Below are 20426 nucleotides of genomic sequence, written 5' to 3'. Positions count from 1 at the left end.
ATATGGACTTTGTTCGCGGCGTTGCCGTGCTTGGACTTGTTTACATGAATGCTTACGCCTTCGGCATTTTTGAATATGGGTATAGCTCCTTAACTAATCCTCCTGTTAGCGACTCAATTATTCACACCTTTAGCAGCGTGTTTGTAGACGGGCGTTTTAGAACACTGTTTAGTTTGCTTTTTGGTGCTGGGCTTTACATTCAGTGGCAACGTTACAAGTCTGAAGTGCAGATAAAAAGCAGGCTCTATTGGTTAATCCTCTTTGGTTTAGCGCATGGTTTTTTACTTTGGGCCGGTGATATTTTATTTGTTTACGGTGTATCTGGCTGGTTTGTTATTAAATATTTAGAAAGTGATAGCAACGTACTTTTAAAAAGAGGGTTTGCATTTACCTTGTTGTCGGCTGTGGTTACCTTACTTGTTATATCTAGCGTACCCGATGAAATAATTTACCGCGATACAGCACAGTTTATTGAATTATATAACCCACACTATATTGATTACTTTATTAGTAACCTTGCTATGAACACGTTAATGCTTGTTATGGTGCCAATAATGACAATGTGGATGTGCGTGGGCCTTATGCTCATTGGCATTTATTTATATAAACAAGACGTTTTTAGTAAAGGCTTAACGACTCAGCAATTAATAGTTTGCGGTGCAATGACCCTTGTTTTTTGTGGAATCAGGCTTTATGCATCACAGCTTAATGGCAGCTTAGGATATGGGGTGCAAGAATTTATAAATATTTTTGCGGCGTTAGGTATGGCTACGCTGTATATTCATTTAATTGTTAAATTTTGCAATAACAGCGCACACGTTGGCACGCTTATTCAACAAGCGGGGCGCTTAGCATTTACTTTATATATTAGCCAAACACTCATACAATTATTGTTATATAAAGTGCTATTTACGCACTGGGTGCTCAATTTTGATCGTATTGACTACTGGTTAGTTGCAACGGCATTAGTTGCACTGCAGCTCATATTTACCTTTATATACAGCCGTTATTTTAACCAAGGCCCGCTTGAATTTGTATGGCGTAAATTAACGAAAGCAAAAATTAATGCTTAAACACCTATAAATTTTAAATTAGGGGCGAAAAAATAGTGTGGGTGGTTTACACTACTCGCCTTAAAAATTACTACGCTATAAGTGCCATGACCGAATTAAAACGTTTAAATAAATTTATTAGTGAAACAGGGTTTTGTTCACGCCGCGAAGCCGATAAATATATTGAGCAAGGTCGTGTCAGCGTTAATGGCTACTCGCCTGAAATGGGCGTAAAAGTTGCTGCTACCGATGTTGTATTGGTTGATGGCAAGCCACTTAAAGCCACACCAAAGCGCGTTTATATCGCTTACAATAAACCCGTTGGTATTACGTGTACTACCGAAAGTAAAATTCAAAGTAATATTATTCGCGCGGTAAATTATCCTACGCGTATATTTCCAATAGGGCGTTTAGATAGACCTTCTGAAGGGCTTATATTTTTAACTAACGAAGGCGACATCGTTAATAAAATTTTGCGTGCGGGTAATAACCACGAAAAAGAATATGTTGTTACGGTTGATAAACCGCTTAATCGTCAGTTTGTTACAAAAATGGCCAATGGCGTGCCTATTTTAGATACCGTGACTAAAAAGTGTAAAGTGACACAAACTGCCCCTAAAGAATTTAAAATAGTACTTACACAAGGTTTAAACCGCCAAATACGCCGTATGTGTGAATATTTAGGTTACGAAGTGGTGACGTTAAAGCGCACTCGTATAATGAACGTAACACTAAAAGGTTTAAAGGTAGGGCAGTGGCGTCATTTATCTGATACTGAAATGGCGCAAATAAACGACTCGATTTCTGACTCAGGTAAAACTCAAGAACATTCGCTTGATGCTAATAAACAATCAGAAAATAATACGCCGTCGATTCCTAAAAAGCGTGATTTTCAGGGTGAAAATCCTCGCCGTTTTAATAAAGGCGAACAAAGTGGCGAGCGTAGTACTGAGCGAAATTCAAGTCGCAACTCTGATCGCAGTAATGCTAATGGCGAGCGCAAAAATGAGCGCAGTAAAGCACCTTATCAAAAGCGTTCTACCACGTATGTTGGTAAGCCAAAAAGTATTAAAGAGAACAAGTCGTCACAGTCAAAACCTAGCTCGGGGCGTACCCTTAGCTTAAAAAAATAATCTGCACCTAAGTGGTATTCTACTACCACTGTATTTCTTGTACTATATTGCCAAGTGGGCTTGTAACGCCCACTAAATTTATATTGTTATTTTGCAAAGTCACCAATTTATTCTTATCTAAATACCATCTAAAAGTGTATTTTCTGTAGTTCTGTAAACTAAGCACAGTTAGCGTTGCACAACTGTACTCATAATCAGTTGGGCAACTACCTACTTCAAGTAATTGATGCTCTTGCTGCCATATATTATTGCTGTGTTTATTGGCCCATAATTTCACAGAAATACAAACTGACGTCCATAACCATAAGTAAATTAAAATAGGCAAAAACAGTGGTATAAATGCGCTGCGGAACTTCCCATGCTCAGTAATATAATTTTTAACTGTATGTTTAAATTCAAAGTTATTATTGTATTTTTTATATAGGTGCCTTAATAAAACAACCGACAACACTATCGCCGTTATTGGAAATAACGTAAATGTTAAGGTGTTATATATACTGTTGGGGATAAAAGCGGGGTCGGCTTGTTCATCCCATGCAAGTAAAGCCAGCGGAGGTGCTGTTACTAAGAGTAATATGGCGCTGTTGAAGAGTTGTTTAAAGGTCAAAGGGTATTCACTTATAAAATGTTGCTTGTATAAAGCCCAAATTAGCGCTTAATGTTTCGCTATTAAATGCTAAAGCCAATATAAAATAAGAGTATACCTAAATAAACAGCAATCGCCGATAACGAGTTTTTAGAGCGCAGGCGATTAATTAGGGCGTGTTGACCTTTCGTGATTGATTTTGCAGCAGCGTGTTTGATTTTTAGGCAAGGCGGAGCCTATGTAGTGTGGTTATTCCCCATAAATTGGCGATAACGCAGCATAAAGACCAAACATGCGCTGCCCTTTGGGTTCTTTCTAGGGACGATTAACTCTTTGTTGCTCAGTTTTTACTTAGCCCACTAGGTTACAAACCTCGCGCCGCGATTAAATCGCCCCTAGATTGAACAAATTTCAATCCACAAAGATCAACACGCCCTAGATCGCGTGTGCCATCAAACATACCGGAAATAACCAGTAGTATGCCCCCTGTAAAACGGTAGTTGTTTAAGTTCACGTTACCATTCTCGTCAGTTATAAAGCGTAAATAACCAAAAAGTATAAAAACGCTGCCCGCTATTAGTATCGCGGTTTTAAAGTTTTCCAAGGCTTTTCCATAATATTGAGTTAGATATTAAAACGCCACTGAGTCTAGCTAGTATAATTTTACTATATTTCGAATTCAAATTTTGCCTAAATCCATTAAATGTCCTCATTATGTCGCTATATTAGGCGTATATACGCTAAAGCTTGATTTATATTGTGCATTAGCAAGTACACCTTAGTTATATGTTGGGTAAGCTGTTAAGATGCGCCGTCTTAATAATGTAGAAAGGTTATAGAAGTAACATGTCAAAATTTTTCTTTATGGGTAAGCCCGACATAATGGGTAAAAATAACAGTAATGGATTTGCGCCAAATCGTACCGCAAAGGTAGGCACAGAGTTACACCCGTTAACGCTAATTGTAAACTCAGCTGAACGACAATCAGAAATAGAAGCCATATTAGAAGAGCATTCGCTGTTTGCTTCAATTGAAGTTAAAGCAGACGTACCAGAAGATATTCGCGAACTAGACTTTGCGCTTAGTAAATCAACACCACAAGTATTTGATAAAGTACCAGAGCGTAACGCACCTTGTGTATGTGGTAGTGGCAAAAAATATAAAAAGTGTTGCGGTTAGTTTCTTAACAACTAAATATGTAGCCTTTCTTTTTTTATCGGTATTAAATAAAAATGCCACAGGATTTTGAGCCTGTGGCATTTTTTAATGTTAACCAATTATATGTTTAACTACTTACGTGGCTCGTAATCAATTCTAAATATCACGGTGTACAGTACCGGCACTACAATTAGAGTCAAAATTGTAGCAAAGCCCAAACCAAACATAATTGTTACCGCCATTGATTGAAAAAACACGTCAAATAACAGCGGGATCATACCCAAAATAGTAGTTATAGCTGCCATTGCAACTGGTCGTACACGGCTCACACCAGAGTCAAACACGGCTTCATAGGGCGATTTACCTTCCCTTAATTCAAGGTTTATTTGATCAACTAATACAATACCGTTTTTAATTAGCATACCGCTTAAGCTTAACAAACCAAGTAGCCCCATAAAGCTAAACGGAGCATTCATCGCTAACAATCCCGCACTTACACCAATAATAGCCAAAGGCACAGTTGCCCAAATAACAAGTGGCTGTTTGAGCGAGTTGAAAAGTAGTACGGTTACTGCAAACATAGCTAAATAGCCCAGTGGTAATGAGCCAAATATTGCTTTTTGCGCTTTGCTTGATGACTCAAACTCACCGCCCCATTCTAGTTGGTAACCACGTGGTAGTTCCATGTTCTCTATTGGGCCGCGAATACGTGCAAATAATTTAGCGGGTGTTTCGTCCCCTAATACATTGTGATCGGCCATTACTGTAATAGTTCGTTTGCGATCGCGGCGCATTATTAGGCTGTCTTCCCACTGCACATCAAATTCGTCTACAACTTGAGTCACTGGTATAAATACACCAAGAACTGGGCTGTATATTTGAAGGTCGTGTACGCTTTCTACGTTTAAGCGCTCGTTAGCAGGAGAGCGAGCAATAATAGGCAGCAACTGCGTGCCATCGCGATATACGCCCACTTGTTTACCCGATAAGCTCGTTAGCAACACATTATCTAAGTCTGATTTACTAATACCTAATCGACGTGCTTTTTGCTCGTTAAACTGCGGGCGAATCATTTTGGTACGTGCGCGCCAGTCATCACGAATATTATATGCACCTTCGTCTTCACCAATCAGCTCTTCGGCTTTAGCGGCTAGTTGTCTTAAAACAACAGGATCAGGGCCCGAAAAACGCGCTTCTATTTTTGCATCAGTAGAAGGGCCAATTTCCATCGGTTTAATTTTAAGCTGTGCAGAGAGTGCATGATTGCTTGAGTAATCACGGACTGTTTGCATTACAGTTGCTACAGCTTCTCTGTCGGCAACACGAATAATTAATTGCCCGTACGCGGGATATGATTTTTCAGGCGCGTAGGTAAGCATAAAGCGCGGTGCACCTTGGCCTGTAGTACTTGTTACTTCTTCAACAAGGTCTTCTTTTTGCAAAAACTCTTCAAGCTTTTTAACGCCCTCAAGGGTTGAGCGAATATCAGAGCCTTGCTCTTGCCAATAATCTACATAAAACATAGGTGTATTAGAGGCAGGAAAAAACGACTGTTTTACAGAGCCAAAACCAACAACCGCAGTACACAGCAAAACAACCATTAATATAAGCGTGGTTTTTCTAAAGTGCAGCGCTAAATCTAAAGTCGCTTTATAGCCATTAAAAATAAAACCTTTATACGGGTCTTCATCTTCTTGGCCTTCTTCGTTTTTAAATTCGTTTTCTTTAAACATTAAATTGGCAAAAAATGGGGTTAATGTTATGGCCGTTATCCAGCTTAATAAAAGCGAAATAAACAACACCCAAAACAAGCTGCCGGCAAATTCACCACTGGCATCAGAGCTTAAACCAATTGGCGCAAAGGCAGTGACTGCAATGACTGTTGCACCTAGTAAAGGCCATTTTGTTTGCTCAACAATATTAACCGCTGCTTTGAGTTTTGTTTGCCCACGTTTAAGGTTTATTAGTATCCCTTCGGTTACAACTATTGCGTTATCAACCAGCATCCCTAGGGCAATAATAAGTGCTCCAAGTGATATGCGTTGCAAGTCGATGGCAAACAACTTCATAAATATAAACGTACCCAGTACAGTAAGCAGTAAAATACCACCAATTAAAATACCGCTTTTTAAACCCATAAATAACAGCAGTACTACAATAACAATCGCAATAGCTTCAAGTAAGCTGATAATAAAACCATCAACCGATTTTTGAACCTCTTGTGGTTGGTTGTATACCGAATTTATGTCAATACCATGAGGGCGTTGATACTCAAGTGAAGCTAAGTGATCGTCAATGTGTTTACCCACATCAACTACGTTAACTCCTGACATAAACGACACGCCAATAAGCAAAGCTTGCTGAGAATTATAACGAATAACATTGTTAGGTACTTCTGCGTACTCTCTGTAAACCTTTGCTACGTCGCCTAAATAAATAAGCTCATTGGCACCAGGTTTTGAAATTAATAGCGTTTCGAGCTCTTTTACATCTTTAAATTCGCCAGTAGGGTGCAAGCGAATTGACTCATCGCCTACGCGAATTTTACCCGCATTAGAAACCGTATTTTGCGATTGCAGTAACTGAAATATATGACTTGGTGCAATACCTAATTGAGCTAATTTACGCGTTGAGACTTCAACCATTACTTGCGGTTGTTGCTCACCTGCAACCGTTACTTTACTTACGCCTTTAACCAAGACTAGCTCACGTTTTAAAAAGTCTACGTAGTCTTTAAGCTCGTCATATGAGTAGCCATCACCGGTTACCGAATACATAACACCGTAAACATCGGCAAAGTCATCTAAAATAGTACTTGGGTAAACGCCGCTGGGAAGCGAAGGGGAGAGGTCGTTAATTTTACGACGCATTTCATCCCAAATTTGGCGAAGTTGCTCTTTTCGATAAGTGCTTTTCATCTCTACCGAAATTTGCGACTTGCCGTTAGATGAAATAGAAGTAACGTAATCAACATAAGGTAATTGCTGAATCGCGTTTTCCAGAGGAAAAGTTACTTCTTCTTCTACTTGTTGCGGCGATGCGCCAGGGTACATGGTAATAACCATGGCTTTTTTAAGCGTAAACTCAGGGTCTTCTAATTGCCCTAAGTCAAAATACGACACGGTACCGCCAATTAATAGCAGCAGCGTAAACATCCAACTGATTACTTTTTTCTCTATGGAGAGTTGTGCAAAGCTCATAATTATAAGCCTCGCTCTTTATTCCATGCTCTTACTTTCATGCCTTCTTTTAGTGAATGCACACCGGCAGAAACAACAATTTGGCCTTCTTTAATACCACTTAACACCTCAATACCATCGCGGTGTAGCTGGCCAATTTTTACTGCTTGTTTATGTACTTGGCTAGTTTCTGAATCAAAAAGCCACACGTAGGCATTATCTTTAATAGACTCTTGAGGTTCAGAAAACACTGATTCGATTGGCAGTATTGTGTAAGACACTTGCGAGCGCGTTACTTTACTTAAATCAATAAATACACTGCCCGTCATACCCGCTAGTAAATTAAAGTCCTCAGGTACTGGTAGCGAAAACACAACTTTATAGGTAAGTGTTGCAGGGTCTGCTTGGGTATCCCACTCTTTAATATCAAGTGTGTATTCTTTATCGTCAAAGCCATCGAATTTTACAGTAGGGTGGTAATCAGTGCCTTTTTGAAAACGAGCGACTATTTTTTCAGGAACTTGGATTTCTACATCCATTAAATCGCGTGTTTCTAAACGCAATATATTTTGTTTGGCTTGAATGTTTTCAAAGTTTTTAACAAATACTTTTGCAACTGTGCCTGAAAATGGCGCGCGTAGCTCGCTGTACTCAAGGTTTGTTTGTGCAATTTTAAATGCAGATTCGGCAATTTGCATATTAGCAGTGGCTTCATCTAATTCTGATTGGCTGGTGATTTTTTTCTCAAACAATTGCTCAATACGGCCAAGTTGTGATTTTGCCAATTCAAAGCGCGCTTTACGTTCGTCAAACTGTAACTGAAAATCTTCAGGGTCCAGTTTTGCTAATAAATCACCTTTTTCAACGTGTTCACCAGCAAGCACAGGAAACTTAATAAGTTCTCCGTTTACCCTAAAAGCAAGGTAAGAGCCTTGGTTTGCAACAACCTCAGCAGGAAAGCTGCGAATGTTAGTTTGAGAATCATGACCTATGTTGAATAATTTAACAGGGCGAATGGGCTCTTCTTTAACTTGTTGTTCTGGCTCAGAACAGGCTATTAAGCTAAGTAAGGTCGTTGTTAATAAACATAGACGAAAGAGTTTCATGTCTTCTCCGTTGCAATGATGGCAAAATAATTAAGTGCAGCATACGCTGCAAACATATAAAATAAAAATCATTAAATTTTAGAAACTCAATAAGTTTTACTTATGATGTTGCAGGGCGGTATATGAAGCTGAATCAATTAATAATTTTAGATGCCATAGTACAAAGCGCAAGCTTAAGCGGAGCAGCACTAAAGCTACATAAAACGCAGCCAGCGCTTACACTCGCCATTAAAAACTTAGAAGCCAAAATAGGATTTGAGTTACTAGACAGAAGTAAGTACCGATTACAGCTTACTGAAAAAGGGCGAATTTTTCACCGCGAAGCGAAGCAACTCCTGCATGCCAACGACGAGCTGGCACAACTTGCTGAAGAATTAGCATTAGGCAATGAGCCTCAATTTAGAATTTGTTACGAACAACTGTGCCATATGCAAAGTTACAACGAGATCATAAGTAATACTTTTAGGTTGTTTACTAGCACCGAATTTAGCTTAACAAGCGGAAAACGCTTTATCTCATTAGAGCAAGTAAACAGTGGGCAAGCCGAATTAGGCATTGGCCCGTGGTTTGACTTATTTCATGCAACAGGCGATTTAGAAAGCGTACCAATTGGCAAGCTTGCTATTGGCATTGTGAGCGCTAAAGGCGTACTCCCTCAAAAGCTCACCTATAACGAACTACAAACGTATCCGTGTTTAGCCATGTTTGAAAGTGATTTGAGTATCGACAGTGACAGACTATCTTACTCAAAAGGCTCCGCCATGATGAAAATTGATGATGTATCGACCTTAAAATCGTTTTTACTCTCAGGTGCAGGTTGGGCAATGATGAGCCTAGAACACTGCGCTCCTGAAATAAAAGCAGGCTTACTTCAAGAAATACACATAACTGACCGAGAGCATAAATTTAGCGCACAAATTAGAGCCTTTAGACAACATGCAGTGCACCACGGACCTGTAGCGCGTACTATTTGGGAGCAATTTAAAGTACTTAGTGAGGCGTATTTAAATGAACGCTGATATTGATAAAGAAACACTTATTTATACTGTTATCGCAGGTATACCAATAGGCAAAGTAGCAAGTTACGGGCAAGTTGCAGCTCTTGCGGGCTATCCGCAAAACTCACGATTGGTGGGGCGCTTATTAAAAATGATGCCAAACGACTCAGTTATACCATGGCACAGGGTAGTGAATAGCCAAGGTAAAATATCATTCCTTGAAGGTAGCGAAAAATATCAAGAACAGCGCGAAAAGCTATTATCAGAAGGCGTACTGTTTAAAAACGACAAAGTGAATATGCGCGAGTGCCGGTGGCAGTAGAAGACAAGGAATGGCTTAATAATAGTATTTAAGCACTATTACCAAGCCAAGCATGTTGACCACTCTTTTATTTATGAAGTTTAGCAATACATATAAATAACTTGATATTTGAGCATTTAGTTTTATCTTCAATACAAGCCCCTTACTAACCGAGATTATCGATAAATGAAAAAGTTACAAAAAAGGGGCATATTTTCTACTTTCTAGCCATCAAAAATACAACGAGGTGAGCCTAAAACTCTTCCAAACATACTTATACCTGCGTTTTCATGCAATCCACTAAAAATAAAGGTTTGGCATGCCACTTGAACTAACAATCTGTCGTAGAAAATAATGAGCATACCCGTGGTGGTTCAAGAGTTCGCTTTAATAGGTATCTCATATACAGCTAAGTAAAAACTCTTAAAGCTATAATAAAGGTGGCTGAGAACGTGTTTGAAGAACACGATTTATGCTCATCTGTACGTTATTAATTATCGAAATGACCAAGCGTATATCTTTAGTTTTGAGTGTGACAATTTTTAAAAACTTGATTTTAAGGACTAACCAAATATGACTGACCCTACTTTAGTTATTTTAATGTACTTTGTGATCCCTATTTGGCTTGTAGCTGGCATTGCGGATTGGTTTTGTCATCGACGTAGTAATATTTCTACAACAAGTGGTGCAAAAGAGTCGTTTATTCATCTATTAATGTTTGCCGAAGTGGGTATACCGTTAATTCTTGTTTTAATTTTTGAAGTTAATAGTTTGATTATTGCTATTAGTATCTTGTTGTTTTTTATTCATGAACTTACAGCAATGTGGGATGTAACTTACGCGGTAAGTAAACGTAGAGTGGGGCCAATAGAGCAGCATATACATAGCTTTTTAGAAATGATACCGCTGTTGGCTTTAGTATTAATTATTGCGCGGCACTGGGAGCAATTTACAGCATTATTTACCCCTGGGGGCTTTCCTCCTGAATTTACGCTCCAATTAAAAGAGTCACCAATACCAATAACTTACTTGATAACAGTGCTATTCATATCACTCGTGCTAGAGTTTATGCCTTATTTAGAAGAGTTCATTCGCGGTATACGTGCTAAAAAAGACAACGCATAAAACCAGTTCGATAAATAGGTATAAAGCCTAAGTTGACTGCTTAAGCAGCTCTAGTTGTTTAAGCAGTTTGTTTATGCGTGCTTAAATAGGCTCACTCAACCTCGTACTAAGTCAAATAGTGCAGTGGCTAGCTCAGGCTTTTAGGGTGTTTATAACCACAGTTTCACGAATACTTAGTGGATTTTGTTTAGATGTGATGCAAAAAGAGTAGGTAATAAAAGCGGCGTATTCTCGCCGCTATTATGTTGTTTAACAATCATCTGTTGATAATTAAGGTAGATGTTGCCCACCTGTCACGCCCATTATTTCAGCGGTAATGTAACTTGACTCTTGCGAAGCTAAGTATACATATGTTGGGGCTAGCTCGGCAGGTTGGCCTGGTCTACCTAGTGGCACGTTATCACCAAATTCGGGAAGTTTTTTCGCCGGTTGGCCGCCACTTTGTTGTAGCGGAGTCCAAATTGGCCCTGGAGCAACACCATTAACCCGAATGCCTTTATCTATTACCATTTTTGCTAAACTTTTAGTAAAGCTAGTAATTGCGCCTTTAGTTGATGCGTAATCAAGAAGTCCAGCAGAAGGCTGGTAACATTGGATAGAGGTTGTGTTAATAATACTTGCCCCGGGTGGCATATGCTTTACTGCGGCCTTTGTTATCCAAAACATAGCAAATACGTTTGTTGCATATGTTTGGCAAAATTGCTCGGTAGATAAATCTTCTAACTCGGCGACAAATTGTTGCTTACCAGCATTATTAACTAGTATGTCAATTGACCCCAAGTATTCAACGCTTTGAGCGACAAGGCTGTTACAGAAATCTTCATCAGATATGTCACCTGCAATACCCCAAGCCTTGTTACCACTGGCTTTTAGTATATCGAGTGTTTCTTTCGCATCGGTTTCTTCGCTGGGTAAGTAATTAATAACAACTTCCGCACCTTCTCTTGCAAATGCGATGGCTACGGCTCTTCCAATCCCAGAGTCGCCGCCTGTGATCAGAGCTTTACGGCCTTTTAACCTGTCGTGGCCCTCATAGGTGTCTTCGCCATGATCTGCTTTAGGTTTTAAAATTTCATCTAGCCCTGGGTCCGGTTGATTACTGTCTTTTTCGGTACGTCCCATCTGATATTGGCTTCTAGGATCTTGCATAGTAAATTGATTAGTTGGCATATCAAAGTCTCCTCAACGTAAAGTTTAAGTTAGATTAATTGTATGTAATCACAAAGAGCTTAATCTCAGACAGCACAGCAATGCTGTTACTTCTCTTTGCTTAGCGTGAATTGGGTGATGTAAAAAATATAAGAGGCGTGTGTGGTTGTAAAATGTCGAAGCTAAAGAGCGACTAACTGATTTAGCACGAATAGCAATATTATAGTTAGCTTGTAATGCTCCCACTTTGTCTCTCCTTTAAAATTGACATTTTTAGCCGTTTACGTACACCGCCTTCTTTATAAAAAGCAATAGATATGCCACAGAGGTGCTTTTTAAATATTAAGCTATGTTACTTATTTTAAAGTGTTTATATTTAAACTGTTGAAAATATAAGTGCGGATGACGGGTAAAAAGTGGATATTAGTACCGAAAATATTACACACCGTTCATTAAGCCAATCAAGTTGGGAAGGTGCGTTTATGGCTACACTGATGGGCTTATAATTAAGCCAGAAAATAGCAGCACGTTAAAATGTATCATTAAGTGATATGCTAATCCCCCCGAAAAATTATAGAAGCCAAATATAAAATTTTCACCTATCGCAAGTATGCGTGGCACTCGAACTCAATTTTGTACTTTTCGACGTTAGCTTTTCTTTAGTGTAAAAATAAGCTGGGGTTTCATGGTAATTACAATAAAACGTCAAGTAAGTTTGTTTAATACAAAATATTATTATCTTTTATCACTGTGCGTGCTGCGTGCTTTTTTTATGAGGCGATGGGCACTTTACAGGTAAGTCTTACGAACACCGCAGAGGCTAGGTTGAAGATAAATCAATTAAAAAAGGAAGAATCTTGATTTCTTACATTACAGTTTTGAGTGGCTACTCATGGCTCTGTGCCAAAGTTCGGCTCAGTGCCAGTGTAGGTCGGATAAGCGAAGCGCCATCCGACAAAGTAAAATACCTTATCAATTATTATCAATATTTTATGGTGTCGAGTGGCTGGAGAGTGCTGTGAGCAGACATTGGTAACGCCTCATTTAGAGGCAATAGAATAGTTATTAAAAATAGCGAGGCTGAGCAAAAACCAACTGTTTTTTGCCTAGCTGAAATGACTTGTTATATACCGATTGCGCAAATACACTCTTATTTATTAGTATATTGGCTAGTATGTTTTCTCAAGTTATTTAATTGAAAAGAATGTTCCGTTTCAACTTGAATAACGATAGTTCGCTCAGTTCCAACAAACATAGGGTGATCATATGGAACTGGATTCATTAAAACAGCCATATTCGGGTTATGAAGATGAACATGAGCAATTAAGCCATTCATATAAAATCGATAGACTTCTCTGCCGTCAGCAGCGACTCTTTGCTTAATTGGAGTCAGGTTGTGTGCAGGGCCTGCCTCAGTTAATTGAATTAAAGTAGTAGGAAAAAGGCTTAAATCATCTTCCATTTCTCCTACGATTATTTTTCTTAACTGCTCTATTTGGTTTTTAGATAAAATAATATCTTTAAACTCAGGTAAAGATGAAACGGCAGCACGCCACAACAAGCTTAAAAAGTACTTTCTTATTTTGATCGGTTCTTTAAAGCTTACAACTGTTAGCTCGTTTACTGAATCAGTTGCCGGCTCTCTAATTTTATCACTTGACCAAAGTAAACCTTGAGCTCTTAATTCATCTATCGCATAGGAGTCAATATCTGATAAATAGTCTTCGCCTTCTCTAATTACAATAGATTTATCATACCAGCTGTCGGCTCTTTTAATATAAAGTTTCTTAGTTGGATTTTGAGCAGGTTGAATAAATTTTTTTCCTGATTTAGAAGGCCTCGTTAATGATTTTGGAATTATGTGGGATTTAACATATTTCCCCTCTTTTCCTGTTAATAAACATATACCCACCTAATTGCTCCTACTGGTAAATTCTTCAATTTCTAATTGTATAAATTGTGTCACCAACCTGACGGGGATAACACCAACTCTAGAAAGGTATATAGCGCCACGTTAAGCGGTTAAAATTGTGAACGAAGTGAAACAGCCGACTGTTTTTGTCCGTTTGAACGTATTGTTGTTATGCATTAATTCTTGGGACCTTTTGCCTTGTTAACTTTTTTGGCTAAAGCTTTAAATTTAGTAGATTTACTTTCGTATATTTCAGAGAGTATATGTTCCATTATTTCATATGCATCCATAACATCATCAGCAGTTAACTCTTTGCCTGAGTGACTTCCGGCATTACCTAGCCATTTAACCGCTATGAGTAAATCTTTAAGTTCAGCATATTTTGCGGGTAAAAGGTCTATTCTTTGATGTAAATTAATTAAACGTCGTCTACCATTTGAAACTCGGTATCTATTAACATTTAAATTATTGAGCAAAGACTCAATAGCAGCTCTTACATGATTAGAAGCGGCAGAAGGCGAACTAAAAAATAATTGGAATGAGTCGTTTAATTTTTTCTTAACTTCATTAGGGGTTTTTTCAGGTACAGATATCAACTTTAAATGAGGGTGAAAAAATAATGGTTTGAAAAAATCACCGTAAACTTGCTCAGGATAGCCATGCTCGTCGTGCTCTATACCCCAATCAACAAATCCTTTTCCTGTATTTGATACTGTCTCTTTGCATGAATTATTTGAACATTCTAATAAACATGAATATACAGATGAGATCCAATCAGGATCCCAAGCTTCATGATCATGTACTTTTTTTGATAACGATGTTTCTTCACTAAAAAATGTACCTTCTTTTATTCTCAAAAGTCCTTTTTGGCAGCTAGGACATTGCCAGTCTTGTATAGCAACTCTTGTAAAAGGCAATTTAAATATTTTTCTGTCCACGTTAACCTCCATATTCTGAATTTAATGCATAATAACTTTATCAGAGGACACTTTCCCTATTTTAGCGCGAAAACGCCCTTACTTTATGAACTTATACTAGTAGCAAATAGTGTAAGTTATTGCCATTTATAAATATTATGCTTACTGTAGCTTATTTAAACATGTGAAAAAGGGAAAAATTTCCTCTTAGTATAGCTCCGCCAGTACCAATCCCCTCAATGACCGGTTATCGCTCAAACCAGACCATTTTAAAATGCTATACAAGCTCAATAAACGTAATTGCTAATTGAAATATAATGGCAAACACACCCAGCAATAACAAATAAGTGCCAGATAGCGTGGCTAAATTGGGTGCTTTTAGCGCTGTAGAATAATGTACCTAAACTATAAAAAATGCCGCCGGCAAGTAGCCAGTAAAGTGCCTTCACATCAACACTTGAATAAAGCGGATATACAATAGCCAGTGCAAACCAACCCATGAGCAAGTAGGTGGCGAGTGATATTTTTTTATTACCGTTTTTTACACATACTTTGTACGCTACGCCCGCCAGTGCCACCGCCCAAATAAATGTAAGTGTGGCCCATGACCAAGCACCGGTTAACGAGATTAATAAAAAGGGAGTGTAGGTGCCGGCAATTAATAAGTATATGGCGCAGTGATCGCACTTTTTATAAAAGGCTCTTAAGCGCGGTTGAATACTGGCGTGGTACAAAGTGGATGACAAAAACAGCACAAATAGACTGCTGCCATAAATTGCAGTACTAACATACGCTTTAGTACTGGTGGCTTGGCTAAATAAATCCCACATAACAAATGCGGCAAATATAATACCGAGTGCATGGCTGATTACGTTTAATTTCTCTTCTTTACGGGAATAAGGCGCTTCTAACGACATAACTGTTCCTACCACTATTGGAATTAATTTCAATGTACAACTGTACGCTGAAAGTTTCAATCTTAGCTGTGAGTAATTCTAAATAACTTTATTTGATACGCTACTTTAGCTTTTACTTGATTTTAAAGAGAATTAATTCACTATGTTGGTGTCTAGTGTAATACATATTACGAGCTGAAATAACCATGAAACAAGATCTAAAAGCTGCTTTACTTACCGCCATTGTTTATCCTGGAGCGGGGCATTTTTCTTTAAAAAAACACCTAATAGGCGCTATTTTTGCGGGTGTATTTACTGTTTTTTTAATTTTAACCTTTCAAGATATATTTGCGATTGCACAGTGTACTGCAAATGAAATTGTACACGGTAAAATCCCCATGTCGGTTACGGCCATTTTAAAAGCCGCGCAACAACCTTCCGAAGCCTGCGCTAAACTCGCTGAATATAAGTATGTACCTTTAATGATTATAATTTGGGTGCTGAGCATGATGGATGCATACCGTTTGGGCAGAAAAGTACTTCCCACAAAAAATAAGCCAATTAATTAGAGCTAGGTTTGGTTGGCTTATTAATTGCCTCCCTAATATTTATTCCTGATATTTAGCTATTATTAATGGCGGTAATAATTATTATTACCGCCTTTTCATTTTTATATATATTTTTTGTAACCGAGATTTTTTGCCTGCATCATTTAAGCATCGTGTAAATGCCTGTATATACCTAGTAAAATCCTCAAACCTCGTTAAATTGCTCATTTGTTGATATTTAGTTAATTAAATCCCTTCTCCTTGTTCCTTTTTATTCATTTAATGTTAGTAAATGATACTTTTTGCTCGCCAAATTAACTTTGTTTAACTGTTAAGTATTGGTTTTGTGTCAATTTATTACATCAAGCAATGACGACTGATAATTTCAATTTAAGGAAATACGATGAATAACAGTTCAAATAATCATAAAAGAAAGGATTTTAAAGTGGCGAGCTTATCGTTAGCTTTATTATTAGGATGCTCAACCATGGCCAATGCCGCTGTTGAGAAGTTAACGGTGAGTGGGAATCAAATTCTTGCAGGTGGAGATAACACAAGCTTTGCAGGACCTAGCCTATTTTGGAGTAATACGGGGTGGGGCGCTGAAAAGTTTTATACAGCACAAACAGTAGCAAAGGCAAAAACTGAATTTAATTCAACATTAATTCGTGCAGCTATTGGCCATGGTACGAGTACCGGTGGTAGTTTGAACTTTGATTGGGAGGGCAATATGAGCCGTCTTGATACTGTTGTAAACGCAGCTATTAGCGAAGATATGTACGTTATTATTGATTTTCATAGCCATGAAGCACATACCGATCAAGCAACTGCAATTCGCTTTTTTGAAGACGTAGCTACTAAATATGGGCAGTACGACAATGTTATTTATGAAATTTATAATGAGCCGTTACAAATCTCGTGGGCTAACGATATTAAGCCTTACGCAGAAACAGTTATTGATAAAATTAGAGCAATCGACCCTGATAACTTAATTGTGGTTGGTACGCCTACGTGGTCGCAAGATGTGGATGTGGCATCACAAAATCCGATAGATCGCGCCAATATTGCTTACACTCTGCATTTTTATGCTGGCACGCATGGTCAATCGTATCGAAATAAAGCACAAACTGCACTCGATAACGGTATTGCACTATTCGCCACAGAGTGGGGAACAGTTAATGCTGATGGCAATGGTGGTGTTAATATTAATGAAACCGATGCATGGATGGCATTTTTTAAAACAAACAATATTAGCCACGCTAACTGGGCTTTAAACGATAAAAACGAAGGTGCTTCGTTATTTACTCCAGGCGGTAGTTGGAATTCACTAACCGCATCAGGCACTAAAGTTAAAGAGATCATTCAAGGTTGGGGTGGTAGTACGGTTGCTTTAGACTCTGATTGCGATGGTATAAGTGATAGTAACGATCAGTGCGATAACACTCCCGCAGGTACAACGGTTGATAGTATTGGTTGTGCAGTAACTGACAGCGATGGTGATGGTATTAGCGATAGTGTTGATCAATGCCCTAATACACCTGCAGATGAAACTGTTAATAATGTAGGCTGTGTTGTTGAAGTAGTTGAACCACAAAGCGATGTGGATAACGATGGTGTGAATGATGATATTGATCAGTGCCCAGATACACCCGTTGGTACAAGTGTAGATACAAATGGATGCAGTGTTGTAAGTTCAACCGATTGTAATGGCATTAATACATACCCTAATTGGGTGAACAAAGATTACTCAGGTGGTCCGTTTACTCACAATAACACCGACGATAAAATGCAATATCAAGGCAATGCATACAGCGCAAATTGGTATACAAATAGCCTTCCAGGAAGTGATGCTTCGTGGACGCTTCTTTATACTTGTAATTAAGCACGTTTTATAAAATATACAAAGAAGGTAAATAATACATTTACCTTCTTTTTAAAAGTATTAGCCTTTATAAACACTTTGATGCTGGTTAACTATGTTATAGCTTGGGGAGTTTATGTTATCTATATAGCGCCAATCGGTTGTGATTTGCTCTTTAGTAATCGTCAGTAACATATATCCACGGTGTGATAAGTCACAATAGTTTAAGTCGTTTATTAGCAATGAAAGCGAGTCAGCCATTTGCTTTGCTTGTGCTGTATTAAGCGCTAAATAATGCTCCATACCCGGGGATGTAACACCTGGTGTTGCAAACTCTACTCCTACGCTTTCGCCTTTTGCATTTTTTAATGTGCCATGCCACGCATTGTGCGTATCACCTGCAACTACAACTAGCTTTTTATTTAATGCAGTAACGCTTTTGTATAATGCTTCGCGCTCGCTTGGGTAACCATCCCACGCATCTAAATTGTAAGGCATTAAAGTATTTACGCGTGCGAGTTGCTCGGGTGTTACCGCTTTATTAGCTAAAACGGCTTTTTTAATGGCAACAAGCTCTTTTAACACCTGCGGTATTTTAGTGCGATCGGATTGCGAGAATATTTCAGTAGGTAGCCACATTTTAGTCATCAATACTTGCTGGCCCAATACTTGCCATTTTGCATTTGATTTAGTTATTGCACTCGTAAGCCAGTTAAGTTGTGTGTTACCTAGTAACTGCCTACTTGGATTATTTAAATCACTGGCAAAGCGCGCAACATCCACTTGTTTGGTCTCTAGGTTTTTATAGTCGCTGTAAGCGAGTTGTTTATCGCGTGCTATTACGCGAGTATCTAGCATGTGTAAGCTTATTAAATTACCAAAATCAAAGGTGCGGTATATTTGCGGGCTTTGTTCGCCCATTGGCGGCCTAATTGGCAGCCATTCGTAATAGGCTTGAATAGCTGCTGCACGGCGCTTAAAAAAGTCACCTTCATCAGGGGTATGATTTTCAGCACCACTTTTATAGGTATCGTTGGTAACTTCGTGATCATCCCATATTGCAATAAAAGGCGCTGCAGCGTGAAGAGCTTGAAGGCCTTGGTCTGTTCTGTAAATAGCATAGCGCTTACGATAGTCGCTAAGGGTAATAATTTCACCACTGTTATCGGCTGCTAATTGGCGGCCAATTTTTTCAGCATTTTCGGTAGCGTATCCGCCCATTGGGTATTCGTAAATGTAATCTCCCAAATGCAGTACCACATCTAAATCTTTTTGTTTAGCGGCATCGGTGTAGGCATTAAAGTACCCAGCAGGATAGTTTGAGCACGACACAACAGCCATTTTTACTTGTTCAATGTTATTTATTGGTAGTGTTTTAGCACGGCCAATTGGGCTTTGTGTATTTAAACCCATAAACCGATAAAAGTACTCTGTGTTTGGAGCAAGTTCTTGCACATCTATTTTTATTGTAAAGTCTCTGCTTTTATCTGTTTGTTCGCGCCCGCTGCGGATGATGTTTTTAAATTGAGAGTCACTTGCCAGTTCCCAAGCAGCAGTAACTTCAAAATTTGATTGAGAAGTAGTTGCACGTGTCCAAATTATTAAAGCATTACTGAGCGGATCGCCACTGGCTACACCGTGTTTAAATTCAATAGCCGATAGTGGTTTGTTTGTTAATGTTTGAGCACAACCTGTAATGGCACTCGATACTGCGACGGTAAATATGCTTGCTGCTGAGGTTTTTAAGAAATTTCGACGTGATGAAAGGGTCATACTGCACTTTTTGAATTATTTATAGTGGTGTGCACTTTAGCGGGTAGATATGACGTTTTTATAAACGCTAAATGTATTTAGTGTGACGGTATTAATACATTTAAACCCTTTTATTTATTAACTAAAAAGTAGTCAAAAAATTAAATTAAATGGTTAAATTAACAAGGTATGAATTTTTTAAATTAAAGAGATGCATGTAAAATTGTTTAATTACAGTTGCTTACGATTTATTTTTATGTTGGCACAACCCTTGAGTATGTAACTACGTCTAAACAATACACAAACAAGGAATACCATTATGAAACATTCAATTAAAATCGCTATGGCAAGTTTATTAGTATTAGGTTCTGCGCAAGTACATGCAACAGAAGTGGACCTAGATGTAACTGATATATTAACTCAAAGTGTAGCAAGCTACGTAAAGCAAACCACAATCGAGCTTGAAAAATCACTAAAGGAAACGCTTTATTTTGATGCTAAAACTGTTTTAGAGGGTTTATTAGATGAGCCCGTTTTAACACATAGCACAACGCTTAAAAATACTGACACTAGTATAAAAAACGTAAAATAAATTATTTAAAGGATTAAAACGATGAGCAGTGAACTTGGATTGTTTGCATTAATGTTAGCACCCGTAGTCAGTATGATTAGCGCTTATTACTCGGTTCAAGTGTTTAAAGCTATGGGAGGTTGGTTTAATCTTTAGCCAATTATATAGCTGGTAATTAATTC

The 20426-nt window shown here is 38.3% G+C and carries 18 protein-coding genes; 9 read left to right on the top strand and 9 right to left on the bottom strand.

Going from position 1 to position 20426, the window contains the following annotated elements; genetic code table 11:
• Nucleotides 1–2 precede the first annotated feature (2 nt).
• A complete protein-coding gene (locus H5118_RS15465) occupies nt 3–1073 on the top strand; it encodes a DUF418 domain-containing protein (protein ID WP_182749406.1) in 1071 nt (356 codons plus the stop codon).
• Between the two features lie 86 nt (nt 1074–1159).
• Nucleotides 1160–2185 carry a 23S rRNA pseudouridine(2604) synthase RluF gene (rluF, locus tag H5118_RS15460; protein ID WP_165724052.1) on the top strand — a complete coding sequence of 342 codons (1026 nt, stop codon included), beginning with the start codon at nt 1160–1162 and terminating at the stop codon, nt 2183–2185.
• Nucleotides 2186–2207: 22 nt separating this feature from the next.
• Here rluF and H5118_RS15455 read toward each other — a convergent pair whose 3' ends face one another.
• Both H5118_RS15455 and H5118_RS15450 read right to left on the bottom strand, forming a co-directional pair.
• Entirely contained in the window at nt 2208–2792 is a 585-nt protein-coding gene (locus H5118_RS15455; protein WP_182749368.1) for a hypothetical protein, read from the bottom strand.
• A gap of 343 nt (nt 2793–3135) precedes the next feature.
• Nucleotides 3136–3375, bottom strand: a complete 240-nt coding sequence (locus H5118_RS15450; protein ID WP_259397992.1) for a MetJ regulator of methionine regulon — start codon at nt 3373–3375, stop codon at nt 3136–3138.
• A 242-nt stretch (nt 3376–3617) separates the two neighbouring features.
• Between H5118_RS15450 and H5118_RS15445 the strand changes: the two genes are divergently transcribed.
• Nucleotides 3618–3950 carry a PBPRA1643 family SWIM/SEC-C metal-binding motif protein gene (locus H5118_RS15445; RefSeq protein WP_010552992.1) on the top strand — a complete coding sequence of 111 codons (333 nt, stop codon included), beginning with the start codon at nt 3618–3620 and terminating at the stop codon, nt 3948–3950.
• A 110-nt stretch (nt 3951–4060) separates the two neighbouring features.
• Here H5118_RS15445 and H5118_RS15440 read toward each other — a convergent pair whose 3' ends face one another.
• Together H5118_RS15440 and H5118_RS15435 are read right to left on the bottom strand one after the other, a co-directional pair.
• Nucleotides 4061–7129 (bottom strand): efflux RND transporter permease subunit, encoded by a 3069-nt coding sequence (locus tag H5118_RS15440; protein WP_182749366.1) that lies wholly within the window; start codon nt 7127–7129, stop codon nt 4061–4063.
• Between the two features lie 2 nt (nt 7130–7131).
• Nucleotides 7132–8214, bottom strand: a complete 1083-nt coding sequence (locus H5118_RS15435; protein WP_182749364.1) for an efflux RND transporter periplasmic adaptor subunit — start codon at nt 8212–8214, stop codon at nt 7132–7134.
• 122 nt (nt 8215–8336) lie between these two features.
• On the opposite strand from H5118_RS15435, the gene H5118_RS15430 reads away from it, so the two are divergent.
• The 3 genes from H5118_RS15430 to H5118_RS15420 all read left to right on the top strand — a co-directional run bounded on the left by H5118_RS15430 (nt 8337) and on the right by H5118_RS15420 (nt 10638).
• On the top strand, nt 8337–9233 hold the full coding sequence (locus tag H5118_RS15430) for a LysR family transcriptional regulator (protein WP_182749363.1): 897 nt from the start codon (nt 8337–8339) through the stop codon (nt 9231–9233).
• Nucleotides 9223–9534, top strand: a complete 312-nt coding sequence (locus tag H5118_RS15425) for an MGMT family protein (RefSeq protein WP_165724065.1) — start codon at nt 9223–9225, stop codon at nt 9532–9534. Before H5118_RS15430 ends, H5118_RS15425 begins: the two co-directional genes overlap by 11 nt.
• A gap of 552 nt (nt 9535–10086) precedes the next feature.
• Complete coding sequence (locus tag H5118_RS15420; RefSeq protein WP_029753163.1) at nt 10087–10638, top strand: hypothetical protein; 552 nt, start codon at nt 10087–10089, stop codon at nt 10636–10638.
• A 270-nt stretch (nt 10639–10908) separates the two neighbouring features.
• Here H5118_RS15420 and H5118_RS15415 read toward each other — a convergent pair whose 3' ends face one another.
• From H5118_RS15415 to trhA, 4 genes are all read right to left on the bottom strand, one after another.
• Complete coding sequence (locus H5118_RS15415; protein ID WP_076924741.1) at nt 10909–11808, bottom strand: SDR family oxidoreductase; 900 nt, start codon at nt 11806–11808, stop codon at nt 10909–10911.
• Nucleotides 11809–12937: 1129 nt separating this feature from the next.
• Nucleotides 12938–13699: a hypothetical protein gene (locus tag H5118_RS15410; protein ID WP_182749362.1), complete on the bottom strand. Its 762-nt coding sequence runs from the start codon at nt 13697–13699 to the stop codon at nt 12938–12940.
• Nucleotides 13700–13875: 176 nt separating this feature from the next.
• Nucleotides 13876–14637, bottom strand: a complete 762-nt coding sequence (locus H5118_RS15405; protein WP_182749360.1) for a DUF4145 domain-containing protein — start codon at nt 14635–14637, stop codon at nt 13876–13878.
• A 266-nt stretch (nt 14638–14903) separates the two neighbouring features.
• Nucleotides 14904–15533 (bottom strand): PAQR family membrane homeostasis protein TrhA, encoded by a 630-nt coding sequence (gene trhA, locus H5118_RS15400; protein ID WP_182749358.1) that lies wholly within the window; start codon nt 15531–15533, stop codon nt 14904–14906.
• Nucleotides 15534–15718: 185 nt separating this feature from the next.
• Between trhA and H5118_RS15395 the strand changes: the two genes are divergently transcribed.
• Nucleotides 15719–16081, top strand: coding sequence for a hypothetical protein (locus tag H5118_RS15395; RefSeq protein ID WP_182694909.1), 363 nt, complete (start codon nt 15719–15721; stop codon nt 16079–16081).
• A 382-nt stretch (nt 16082–16463) separates the two neighbouring features.
• The gene (locus H5118_RS15390; protein ID WP_182749356.1) at nt 16464–17942 is read left to right on the top strand and encodes a cellulase family glycosylhydrolase; all 1479 of its coding nucleotides are present in this window, start codon (nt 16464–16466) and stop codon (nt 17940–17942) included.
• A 60-nt stretch (nt 17943–18002) separates the two neighbouring features.
• Here the strand turns inward: H5118_RS15390 and H5118_RS15385 are convergent, their stop codons facing one another.
• Nucleotides 18003–19694, bottom strand: a complete 1692-nt coding sequence (locus H5118_RS15385) for an alkaline phosphatase (RefSeq protein ID WP_182749354.1) — start codon at nt 19692–19694, stop codon at nt 18003–18005.
• Nucleotides 19695–19992: 298 nt separating this feature from the next.
• On the opposite strand from H5118_RS15385, the gene H5118_RS15380 reads away from it, so the two are divergent.
• Entirely contained in the window at nt 19993–20265 is a 273-nt protein-coding gene (locus H5118_RS15380; protein WP_024596914.1) for a hypothetical protein, read from the top strand.
• Nucleotides 20266–20426 lie beyond the last annotated feature (161 nt).

The sequence above is a fragment of the Pseudoalteromonas sp. SR41-1 genome, from assembly GCF_014164015.1.
Lineage (GTDB): Bacteria > Pseudomonadota > Gammaproteobacteria > Enterobacterales > Alteromonadaceae > Pseudoalteromonas > Pseudoalteromonas distincta.
This window is presented reverse-complemented; position numbering and strand designations above follow the sequence as displayed.